The organism is Sphingomonas rubra, from assembly GCF_900115745.1.
GTDB classification, from domain to species: Bacteria; Pseudomonadota; Alphaproteobacteria; order Sphingomonadales; family Sphingomonadaceae; genus Sphingomonas; species Sphingomonas rubra.
This window is the reverse complement of sequence record NZ_FOXP01000002.1, coordinates 213,711-222,703: the sequence shown is the minus strand read 5'-3', so window position 1 is coordinate 222,703 and position 8,993 is coordinate 213,711. Positions and strand designations below refer to the sequence as shown.

At 66.3% G+C, this 8,993-nt stretch carries 16 protein-coding genes; all 16 read right to left on the bottom strand.

Annotated features, from left to right (window positions below; all coding sequences use genetic code 11):
- Positions 1 to 26: 26 nt before the first annotated feature.
- The 16 genes from BM145_RS03600 to rplP all read right to left on the bottom strand — a co-directional run bounded on the left by BM145_RS03600 (position 27) and on the right by rplP (position 8,983).
- Positions 27 to 719 (bottom strand): winged helix-turn-helix domain-containing protein, encoded by a 693-nt coding sequence (locus tag BM145_RS03600; protein ID WP_093331372.1) that lies wholly within the window; start codon positions 717 to 719, stop codon positions 27 to 29.
- 281 nt (positions 720 to 1,000) lie between these two features.
- Complete coding sequence (locus tag BM145_RS03595) at positions 1,001 to 1,645, bottom strand: adenylate kinase (RefSeq protein ID WP_093331370.1); 645 nt, start codon at positions 1,643 to 1,645, stop codon at positions 1,001 to 1,003.
- A 31-nt stretch (positions 1,646 to 1,676) separates the two neighbouring features.
- The gene (gene secY, locus BM145_RS03590) at positions 1,677 to 3,041 is read right to left on the bottom strand and encodes a preprotein translocase subunit SecY (protein WP_093331367.1); all 1,365 of its coding nucleotides are present in this window, start codon (positions 3,039 to 3,041) and stop codon (positions 1,677 to 1,679) included.
- Between the two features lie 243 nt (positions 3,042 to 3,284).
- Entirely contained in the window at positions 3,285 to 3,827 is a 543-nt protein-coding gene (gene rplO, locus BM145_RS03585) for a 50S ribosomal protein L15 (RefSeq protein WP_093331365.1), read from the bottom strand.
- 97 nt (positions 3,828 to 3,924) lie between these two features.
- The gene (rpmD, locus tag BM145_RS03580; protein WP_093331362.1) at positions 3,925 to 4,101 is read right to left on the bottom strand and encodes a 50S ribosomal protein L30; all 177 of its coding nucleotides are present in this window, start codon (positions 4,099 to 4,101) and stop codon (positions 3,925 to 3,927) included.
- Positions 4,102 to 4,107: 6 nt separating this feature from the next.
- Positions 4,108 to 4,905 (bottom strand): 30S ribosomal protein S5, encoded by a 798-nt coding sequence (gene rpsE, locus BM145_RS03575; protein ID WP_093331360.1) that lies wholly within the window; start codon positions 4,903 to 4,905, stop codon positions 4,108 to 4,110.
- A gap of 3 nt (positions 4,906 to 4,908) precedes the next feature.
- Positions 4,909 to 5,259: a 50S ribosomal protein L18 gene (gene rplR / locus BM145_RS03570; protein WP_093331357.1), complete on the bottom strand. Its 351-nt coding sequence runs from the start codon at positions 5,257 to 5,259 to the stop codon at positions 4,909 to 4,911.
- Positions 5,259 to 5,792 carry a 50S ribosomal protein L6 gene (gene rplF, locus BM145_RS03565; protein WP_093331354.1) on the bottom strand — a complete coding sequence of 178 codons (534 nt, stop codon included), beginning with the start codon at positions 5,790 to 5,792 and terminating at the stop codon, positions 5,259 to 5,261. Before rplF ends, rplR begins: the two co-directional genes overlap by 1 nt.
- Positions 5,792 to 6,187 (bottom strand): 30S ribosomal protein S8, encoded by a 396-nt coding sequence (gene rpsH / locus BM145_RS03560; protein WP_055845506.1) that lies wholly within the window; start codon positions 6,185 to 6,187, stop codon positions 5,792 to 5,794. Before rpsH ends, rplF begins: the two co-directional genes overlap by 1 nt.
- A 9-nt stretch (positions 6,188 to 6,196) precedes the next feature.
- On the bottom strand, positions 6,197 to 6,502 hold the full coding sequence (gene rpsN / locus BM145_RS03555; RefSeq protein ID WP_093331352.1) for a 30S ribosomal protein S14: 306 nt from the start codon (positions 6,500 to 6,502) through the stop codon (positions 6,197 to 6,199).
- Between the two features lie 57 nt (positions 6,503 to 6,559).
- Entirely contained in the window at positions 6,560 to 7,147 is a 588-nt protein-coding gene (gene rplE, locus BM145_RS03550; RefSeq protein WP_093331349.1) for a 50S ribosomal protein L5, read from the bottom strand.
- Positions 7,140 to 7,454, bottom strand: coding sequence for a 50S ribosomal protein L24 (gene rplX / locus BM145_RS03545; protein WP_093331347.1), 315 nt, complete (start codon positions 7,452 to 7,454; stop codon positions 7,140 to 7,142). Before rplX ends, rplE begins: the two co-directional genes overlap by 8 nt.
- The gene (gene rplN / locus BM145_RS03540; protein ID WP_056530720.1) at positions 7,454 to 7,822 is read right to left on the bottom strand and encodes a 50S ribosomal protein L14; all 369 of its coding nucleotides are present in this window, start codon (positions 7,820 to 7,822) and stop codon (positions 7,454 to 7,456) included. The genes rplX and rplN overlap by 1 nt, the downstream gene beginning before the upstream one ends.
- Before the next feature lie 237 nt (positions 7,823 to 8,059).
- Positions 8,060 to 8,332: a 30S ribosomal protein S17 gene (rpsQ, locus tag BM145_RS03535; RefSeq protein ID WP_093331344.1), complete on the bottom strand. Its 273-nt coding sequence runs from the start codon at positions 8,330 to 8,332 to the stop codon at positions 8,060 to 8,062.
- Between the two features lie 10 nt (positions 8,333 to 8,342).
- The gene (gene rpmC, locus BM145_RS03530) at positions 8,343 to 8,549 is read right to left on the bottom strand and encodes a 50S ribosomal protein L29 (protein ID WP_093331342.1); all 207 of its coding nucleotides are present in this window, start codon (positions 8,547 to 8,549) and stop codon (positions 8,343 to 8,345) included.
- Positions 8,549 to 8,983 (bottom strand): 50S ribosomal protein L16, encoded by a 435-nt coding sequence (gene rplP, locus BM145_RS03525; RefSeq protein WP_093331339.1) that lies wholly within the window; start codon positions 8,981 to 8,983, stop codon positions 8,549 to 8,551. Before rplP ends, rpmC begins: the two co-directional genes overlap by 1 nt.
- Positions 8,984 to 8,993 lie beyond the last annotated feature (10 nt).

The window sequence follows — 8,993 nt, the reverse complement described above, 5'->3', positions numbered from 1 at the left end:
CGGAAGGAACGCCTCAGACCGGTGCCTCAGACGTCGGACGCGAGCTTGTAGCCGGCGCCGCGCACGGTGTGGAGGATCGGCGTCGCGAACCCCTCCTCCAGCTTGCGGCGAAGCCGGCCGATATGGACGTCGACGACGTTGGAGCCGGGATCAAAATGGTAGTTCCAGATCTTCTCCAGCATCATCGTGCGGGTGACGACCTGTCCGGCGTGCCGCGCGAGGAACTCCAGCAGGTTGAACTCGCGCGCGCCGAGCGGGATGACGCGGCCGGCGCGGGTAACCTGCCGCGCGAGCAGATCGATCTCCAGGTCGCCGACCGACAGGCGCGTTTTGAGCGGCTCGATCGCGGCGCGATCGGCACGGCGAACGAGCGCCTCGATCCGGGCGGACAACTCGGCGAAGGAGAAGGGCTTGCAGAGGTAATCGTCGGCGCCCGCGCGCAGGCCATCGACACGATCGTCTACGCTGGCGAGCGCGGACAGGACCAGCACGGGCGTCCTGACCTTAGCGGCGCGCAGTGCGCCGACCATGCCCAAGCCGTCCAGGCCCGGCAGCATGCGATCGGCGATGATGAGGTCGAAAATGCCTTCGCTGGCCAGGAACAGTCCGTCGCGTCCGCTGGATGCCAGCTCGACCGCGTAACCTGCCTCACCCAGTCCCTTGGCCAGGTAAGCGGCGGTGGACGCGTCGTCCTCGACGACCAGGATCTTGCGGCTCACGCTGCCTCCGCGCCCCGGACATAGGAAGGCCGGTGGAAAGCGTCCCTTCCACCGGCCCTACGGCACCCCCGGGAGTGACGGGCGCCGATCTCGCGAACTCGTTCGATCGAGAGGCTGTTGCCGTCACCGACCGTGAGAAGAGAGATAGCGCAGACGGTGGCCAGGGGTGGTGAAGCGATCATGACAAATACTTCATGCGCCGGTCGTGAGCGAAAGCTCGCATGGGTTTCGTCGTCACCTCGGATCGCGTCCGGGATGAACCAGAGAGATATGCCTACCCTTCAACCCTCCAGCACGGCCGCGATCTGGACACCGACAGCGTCCATCTCGGCCATGCCGTCGACGCGGCGGACCAGCCCCTTCTCCTCGTAGAACGGCAGGATCGGCGCGGTCTTGGCGCGGTACTCGGCCATACGGGTCGAGACGGTCTCGGCATTGTCGTCCGGGCGACGCTTGAACTCGGTGCCCGCGCACACGTCACAGACGCCGGCGACGACGGGCGTCTTGAACCGGTCGTGATAGCCCGCCCCACAGGTCGCGCAGGTATAGCGTCCGACGATCCGCTCGATCAGCGCCGCCTCGTCCACCTCCAGCTCGATCACCCAATCGAGCGTCTGGCCACGCTCGGCGAGGATCACCTCCAACGCCTCGGCCTGCGCCGCGGTGCGGGGATAGCCGTCGAAGATCGCGCCCTTCTCGACCCCCTCGTCGAGCCGCTCGCCGATCAGCGCGGAGACGATCGCGTCGGACACGAGCTCCCCCGCCTCCATCACCGCCTTGGCCTTCAGCCCGGCGGGGGTGCCCGCCTTCACCGCGGCGCGCAGCATGTCGCCGGTGGAGAGCTGGACCATGCCCCGCTCCGACACCAGGCGTGCCGCCTGCGTGCCCTTGCCCGCGCCCGGAGGCCCTAGAAGGATGATGTTCACGGCCGAACGCACTCCATTCGTTCAGGTCAGATCAGCGGGCGCGGGCGCCGCGCAGCTTCGCCTTCTTGATGAGGTCGCCATACTGGTGCGCCAGCAGGTGCGACTGGATCTGCGTCACCGTGTCCATCGTCACGTTGACGACGATCAGCAGGCTGGTGCCGCCGAGATAGAAGGGGATCGACAGCGCCGACACCAGATACTCCGGCAGCAGGCAGATGATCGTCAGATAGGCGGCACCGATCACCGTGATGCGCGTCAGCACATAGTCGAAGTAGTTCTCCGTGTTCTTGCCCGGGCGGATGCCGGGGATGAAGCCGCCATGGCGCTTCAGATTGTCCGCCGTCTCCTCCGGATTGAAGACGACCGCGGTGTAGAAGAACGAGAAGAACACGATGCCCGCGCCGTACAGCAGCATGTACACCGGCGATCCGTGCTGGAGATACTGGTTCAGCGAGATGATGAAGTCACCCCAGGCGCTCTCGCCGGCCACGCGCTGACCCGCGAACTGCGAGATGGTGAGCGGCATCAGCAGCAGCGACGAGGCGAAGATCGGCGGGATCACGCCCGCAGTGTTGATCTTCAGCGGCAGATGGCTGCGATCGGCCTGCATGCCACGCTGCGTCGCCCGCTTGGGGTACTGGATCAGGATGCGCCGCTGGGCACGTTCCATGAAGCAGATGAACAGGATCAGCGCGACGACCGCGACGAGAATGCCGATCAGGCGCAGCGGGTCCAGGCTGCCCGAGCGACCGCCCTCCAGCAGGTTGATGAGCGTCGTCGGCAGGTGGGCAACGATGCCCGCCATGATGATGAGCGACACGCCGTTGCCGATCCCGCGGCTGGTGATCTGCTCGCCCAGCCACATCAGGAACATGGTGCCGCCGATCAGCGAGATCACCGCGGCGATGCGGAAGGTCATGCCCGGCTCGATCACCGCCTGCAGGCCGTTGGTGGCGCCGAGCGTTTCCAGACCGACCGCGATGAAATAGCCCTGGATCGCCGTCAGGCCGACCGTGCCGTAGCGGGTGATCTGGTTTAGCTTCTTGCGGCCCGACTCACCTTCCTTCTTGATCGCGGCGAGCTTGGGGCTGAGCGACGTCGCCAGCTGCACGACGATCGACGCAGTGATGTAGGGCATCACGCCGAGCGCGATCAGCGACATGCGGCTGAGCGAGCCGCCGGAGAAGGTGTTAAAGAAATCAAGCACGCCGCCCGTCGTGCGCTGGCTCAGCAGCCCGAGCGCGGTGGGGTCGATCCCCGGCAGCGGCACGTAGCTGAGCAGGCGGAAGACGATCAGCGCGCCGATCGTGAACCACAGACGCTTCTTGAGGTCGGTCGCCTGCGTGAACTTCGCCAGGCTGATGCTTTGCGCCATACGGTCGGCTGCGGATGCCATGCGGGTCGGTGTCCTGGAAACGAGGTTTCCCATGGAAGTATCACTTCCACTGGGCCCAAACGAGAACGGCGGGATGCGTTATCACCCGCCCCGCCGCTCATATAGGCGCCCATGCGGGCTTGTCTAACCTGCCGATACCTGCCGTCACCCCCGGGCTCGTCCCGGGGTCCAGAGTCACGCCGCACTGCGACCGGTGCCCTGGATGCCGGGTCGAGCCCGGCATGACGAAGATAGTACGACAGTTTACGCCTTGAACGACGCCTTCTTCTCCTGGCGGGCCTTGTAGGCGACGCCCTTCTTGGCGGCGGCCTTCTCGGCAGCGGGGACGACGTGGATCACGTCAACCGAGCCACCGGCCTTCTCGACCGCCTCGATCGCGCCCTTCGATGCGCCCGCGACCGTGAAGGTCAGCTTGGCCGACAGCTCGCCCTTGCCGAGCAGGCGGACGCCGTCCTTGCCACCGCGGGCCAGACCGGCGTTCTTGAGCGCGGCATGGTCGAGCGCGGCACCCGCCTCGATTTTGCCGGCGTCGACCGCCTTCTGGATCGCGCCCAGGTTCACCTCAGCATAATCCTTGGCGAAGATGTTGTTGAAGCCGCGCTTCGGCAGACGCATGTGGAGCGGCATCTGGCCGCCCTCGAAGCCGGCGATGGACACGCCTTCGCGGCTCTTCTGGCCCTTCTGGCCGCGACCGCCGGTCTTACCCTTGCCGGAACCGATACCGCGGCCGACGCGGATCTTGGACTTGCGGGCACCGGGATTGTCGCGGAGTTCGTTGAGCTTCATGGATTGCACTCGCTTTCGCTTTTGTCGCGCTTGAAGAGAAAAAGGAAGGGGGCCGCTTAGCCCCCCTCCCCGTGTCTGTCACCGGTGAAACGAGGGCTCAGCCCTCGATCTTCACCATGTGCTGCACCTTGCGGATCATTCCGCGGACTTCGGGACTGTCCTCCAACTCCCGCGTCTTGTGCATCTTGTTGAGGCCGAGGCCGATCAGCGTCGCGCGCTGGTCCTTCTCGCGCCGGATGGGCGAACCCGTCTGGGTGATCTTGATCGTCGCCATGTCAGATTACTCCGTCACTGCCGCGGCGTCGGCCTGGGCGGTCTCCGCGGAGGCACCGTGACCGCGACCGAGCAGGTCGGCGATCTTCTTGCCACGACGCTGCGCGACCGCCTTGGGGCTGGTCTGCTCGCCGAGCGCTTCAAAGGTCGCGCGGATCATGTTGTACGGGTTGGACGTGCCCACCGACTTTGTCACCACGTCGGCAACGCCGAGCGACTCGAAGATGGCGCGCATCGGGCCGCCGGCGATGATGCCGGTGCCGGCCGGAGCCGAGCGGACCGTGACGCGGCCGGCACCGAAGTGGCCGTTGACGTCGTGGTGCAGCGTGCGACCGTCCTTCAGCGGCACGCGGACCATGGCCTTCTTGGCCGCCGCCGTCGCCTTGGAGATCGCCTCGGGAACCTCGCGGGCCTTGCCGTGGCCGAAGCCCGCACGACCCTTGCCGTCGCCCACGACGACCAGCGCCGCGAAGCCGAAGCGCTTGCCGCCCTTCACCGTCTTCGAGACGCGGTTGATGTGGACCAGCTTCTCGATCAGCTCCTCGCCGCCGTCGTCCTGGCCACCACGACCGCCGCGGCCGTCACGACCACGACCGCCGTCGCGACCGCCGCGCTGCCCGCCGGGACCACCGCGACCGCGATTGCCACCACCGGGGCCGCCGCGACCACGACCGCCGCCCTGACCGCCGCCGAAGCCGCCGCCCTGGCCCTGATATCCGCCACCCGCGTTGCCGCCGGTGTTAGCGCCGGCATCGCCGGCGGGAGCCGCAGTCGCCTGCTGCTGGGTATCGTTGTTCTCAGCCACTGATTAGAACTCCAGACCGGCTTCGCGAGCCGCGTCGGCCAGCGCCTTGACGCGACCGTGATAGAGGAAGCCGCCACGGTCGAACACGACCTGCGTCACACCGGCCGCCTTCGCGGCCTCGGCCACGCGCTTGCCGACCTCGGTCGCCGCAGCGACGTTCGCGGTGGCGCCCTCGTGACCGGCGAGCGTCGAGGCGGCAGCAACCGTACGGCCCTGCGCGTCATCGATCACCTGCGCGTAGATGTGCTTGCCCGAGCGATGCACGGACAGGCGTGGACGCGTGCCCGAGCGCGCGCGCAGCGCAGTGCGATTGCGCCGACGGCGCTTCTCGAAGAGGGAAAGACCCTTGCTCATTACTTCTTCTTCCCTTCCTTGCGGAAGATGAACTCGCCGTCGTACTTGATGCCCTTGCCCTTGTACGGCTCGGGCTTGCGCCAGCGACGGATCTCGGCGGCCAGCTGACCGACCTTCTGCTTGTCCGATCCGCTGATCTCGACGGTGGTGGCGTCGGGCGTCTTCACCTCGATGCCTTCCGGCACGTCGATGTTGACGTCGTGGCTGTAGCCGAGCTGCAGCTTCAGGTTCTTGCCCTGCGCCGCGGCGCGGTAGCCGACGCCGGTGATGAGCAGCTTCTTGGTGAAGCCCTCGGTCACGCCGGTGACCAGGTTCTGGACCAGCGTGCGCTGCATGCCCCAGAAAGCCCGTGCCTGCTTGGTGTCGTTGGCGGGCTGCACCTGGATGCCGCCGTCCTCGATCGCGTAGGCGATCTCGTCGCGCATCGCGAGGCTGAGCGTGCCCTTGGGGCCCTTCACGGTCATCGTCTTGCCGTCGATCGAGGCGGTCACGCCTGCGGGAACGGTGACGGGCTTCTTACCGATGCGGCTCATCAGAACACCTCCGCGAGCACTTCGCCGCCCACGTTCTGCTCGCGCGCCTCGGCGTCGGACAGAACGCCGTTGGGCGTCGAGACGATGGTGATGCCCAGGCCGTTCATGACCCGCGGCAGCTCCTGGCTGCCCGAGTAGACGCGGCGGCCGGGCTTGGACACGCGCGCGACATGCTTGATCGCGGGCTGGCCCTCGAAATATTTGAGCTCGATGCGCACGCCGGCGGCGGGGCCCATCTGCTCCTCAGAATAGCCGCGAATGTAGCCCTCGCGCTGGAGCACGTCGAGCACGCGGACACGCAGCTTGCTGGCGGGCGACAGGACGGAGTCCTTCTTCGCGCGCTGGCCGTTGCGGATGCGGGTGAGCAGGTCACCCAGGGGATCGGTCACTGCCATGTTCTGTCCTTACCAGCTCGACTTGGTGAGACCGGGGATCATGCCCTTGTTGGCAAGATCGCGGAGCATCACGCGGGCGAGGCGGAACTTGCGGTAATACGCGCGCGGGCGGCCGGTGATCTCGCAGCGGTTGCGGATACGGGTCGGGTTCGCGTTGCGCGGCAGTTCCGCCATCTTGAGGCGGGCGATCAGGCGCTCGCTCTCGTCGAGCGACTGGTCGTTGGCCATCGCCTTCAGCTTGGCCAGCTTCGGGGCATATTGCTTCACGAGCTTCTTGCGACGCTCGTTCTTGTTCACTGAACTCAGTTTCGCCATGGACTTAAGCTCTTCCTTGCATGTCCCGCGCCGTTGCCGGCGCGGGGGTAGTCGATATCAGGCAGCCTTCTTCTCTTCGGCCGCCTCTTCGATCGGGAACGGGAAGCCGAACAGACGCAGCAGCTCGCGCGCCTCGTCGTCGGTCTTCGCCGAGGTGGTGACGATCACGTCCATGCCGCGCACCTTGTCGATGCGGTCATAGTTGATCTCGGGGAAAATGATCTGCTCCTTGATGCCGCAGGCGTAGTTGCCGCGCCCGTCGAAGCTCTTCGGGTTCAGGCCGCGGAAGTCGCGGACGCGGGGCAGCGCGATCGTGATGAAGCGATCCAGGAACTCGTACATCCGCTCGCGGCGAAGGGTCACCTTCACGCCGATCGGCATGCCCTCGCGCAGCTTGAACTGCGCGATCGACTTCTTCGCCTTGGTGATGACCGGCTTCTGGCCGGCGATCAGCTCCATCTCGGACGCGGCCTGCTCGACGCGCTTCTTGTCCTGCGTCGCCTCGCCCACGCCCATGTTGAGCACGATCTTCTCGATACGCGGGATCTCGAGCGCGTTCTTGTAACCGAACTTCTCGATCATCGCCTTGACGATCTTCTCGTCGTAGATGCCCTTCATCCGGGGCTTGTAGGTCGCATCAGCCATCGATCTTGCTCCCCGTCTTCACGGCCACGCGGACCTTCTTGCCGTCCTGCACCTCGAAGCGGACGCGGGTCGGCTTGCCGTCGACGACGTGCGCGACCTTGCTGACGTGCAGCGGCGCCTCGACCTTCACCAGGCCGCCCTGCGGCTCGACCTGGCTCGGCTTGCGGTGGCGGGTCGCGACGTTGATGCCGCCCACGATCACCTTGCCGTCCTTCGGCATCGACTGGGTCACGGTGCCGGTCTTGCCCTTGTCCTTGCCGGACAGGACGATGACCTGGTCGCCCTTCTTGATCTTCGCGGCGGCCATTACAGCACCTCGGGGGCGAGAGAGATGATCTTCATGTGCTTCTTGCCACGCAGCTCACGCACGACCGGGCCGAAGATACGGGTGCCGATCGGCTCCTCGTTCTTATTGACCAGCACCGCGGCATTGCCGTCGAAGCGGATGGTCGAGCCGTCCGCGCGGTGGATGTCCTTGGCGGTGCGGACGATGACGGCGCGGTGAACGTCACCCTTCTTCACCTTGCCGCGCGGCTGTGCTTCCTTGATCGACACGACGATGATGTCGCCGACACCGGCCACCCGGCGCTTGGAACCGCCGAGCACCTTGATGCACTGCACCCGCTTCGCGCCGCTGTTGTCAGCGACGTCGAGATTGGACTGCATCTGGATCATTGATCCGCTTCCTTCTCGCTTCTGGGGTGGATACCGACCCAACCCCGCCTAAAACAAAACCCCGGCGGCGGGCGAACCCGCGCCAGGGGGAGCGGCCCCATAGCCGCTCCAGGCAAGGAAGGCAACGCCTCCCCTTCCCCGATCGAAACGTCACCCCGGCCTCGTACCGGGGTCCAGGGTCACGAGCGCTGCCGCTCCTGACCCGGGATGCCGGGACGAGCCCGGCAGGACGAATGGTTACGCGTCGACGTCGACCCGCTCGGGCGTCGCGTGGGTGTTCACCCGGTCGAGCACCTTCCAGGTCTTCAGCTTGCTCATCGGTGCGATCTCCTCGATCCGCACCGTCTCGCCCTGCTTGAACTCGTTGCCCTCGTCATGGGCGTGATACTTCTTCGAGCGGCGGATGATCTTGCCGTAGAGCGCGTGCTTGACCTTGCGCTCCACGTTCACGACCACCGTCTTCTCGCCCTTGTCGGAGACGATCACTCCGGTCAGCACGCGCTTCGGCATGTGTCGTTCCTTACTTGGCGGACGCGGCGGCGGTGCGCTGCGCCTGCATGGTCTTGATGCGCGCGATGTCCTTGCGGACCTCGCGGACGCGGCTCGGCTTCTCGAGCTGGTTGGTCGCCGCCTGGAAGCGCAGGTTGAACTGTTCGCGCTTCAGGTTGCCCAGGCTCTCGGAGAGCTGGTCGTCGCTCTGGCCGGTGAAGTCGGTCTTGTTGGCCATTACTCGCCTCCGAGGTGGCTGGTGTCACCCAGGCGGGCGACGACCTTGGTCTTGATGGGGAGCTTCATCGCGGCGCGCTCGAAGGCTTCAGCGGCCAGCTTGCCGTCGACGCCGTCGAGCTCGAACAGGATGCGGCCCGGCTTGACGCGGGCGGCCCAGAACTCCGGCGAACCCTTGCCCGAGCCCATGCGGACTTCGGCAGGCTTGCCCGAGACCGGCACGTCCGGGAACACGCGGATCCACAAACGGCCCTGACGGCGCATGTGACGCGTGATCGCGCGGCGCGCCGCCTCGATCTGGCGAGCGGTGATCCGCTCCGGCTCCATCGCCTTCAGGCCGTACGACCCGAAGTTGAGCGTGGTGCCGCCCTTGGCGTCGCCGTGGATGCGGCCCTTGAAGGCCTTGCGGAACTTGGTGCGCTTCGGTTGCAGCATGATTCTCTAC

Excerpts from the sequence above, each read along its gene's own strand:
- rplE (WP_093331349.1), bottom strand. The coding sequence starts at position 7,147 with ATGGCTGATGCGACCTACAAGCCCCGGATGAAGGGCATCTACGACGAG.
- rplF (WP_093331354.1), bottom strand. The coding sequence starts at position 5,792 with ATGAGCCGCATCGGTAAGAAGCCCGTCACCGTTCCCGCAGGCGTGACC.
- rpsQ (WP_093331344.1), bottom strand. The coding sequence starts at position 8,332 with ATGCCGAAGCGCGTGCTGACCGGAGTGATCGTCTCCGACAAGGGCGAG.
- rpsH (WP_055845506.1), bottom strand. The coding sequence starts at position 6,187 with ATGGCAGTGACCGATCCCCTGGGTGACCTGCTCACCCGCATCCGCAAC.
- rplX (WP_093331347.1), bottom strand. The coding sequence starts at position 7,454 with ATGGCCGCCGCGAAGATCAAGAAGGGCGACCAGGTCATCGTCCTGTCC.
- rplO (WP_093331365.1), bottom strand. The coding sequence starts at position 3,827 with ATGAAGCTCAACGAACTCCGCGACAATCCCGGTGCCCGCAAGTCCAAG.
- rplN (WP_056530720.1), bottom strand. The coding sequence starts at position 7,822 with ATGATCCAGATGCAGTCCAATCTCGACGTCGCTGACAACAGCGGCGCG.
- rpmC (WP_093331342.1), bottom strand. The coding sequence starts at position 8,549 with ATGGCCAACAAGACCGACTTCACCGGCCAGAGCGACGACCAGCTCTCC.
- rplP (WP_093331339.1), bottom strand. The coding sequence starts at position 8,983 with ATGCTGCAACCGAAGCGCACCAAGTTCCGCAAGGCCTTCAAGGGCCGC.
- secY (WP_093331367.1), bottom strand. The coding sequence starts at position 3,041 with ATGGCATCCGCAGCCGACCGTATGGCGCAAAGCATCAGCCTGGCGAAG.
- rpmD (WP_093331362.1), bottom strand. The coding sequence starts at position 4,101 with ATGGCGACGATCAAGATCACCCAGACGGGTTCGCCCATCCGGCGCGAG.
- rplR (WP_093331357.1), bottom strand. The coding sequence starts at position 5,259 with ATGAGCAAGGGTCTTTCCCTCTTCGAGAAGCGCCGTCGGCGCAATCGC.
- rpsN (WP_093331352.1), bottom strand. The coding sequence starts at position 6,502 with ATGGCGAAACTGAGTTCAGTGAACAAGAACGAGCGTCGCAAGAAGCTC.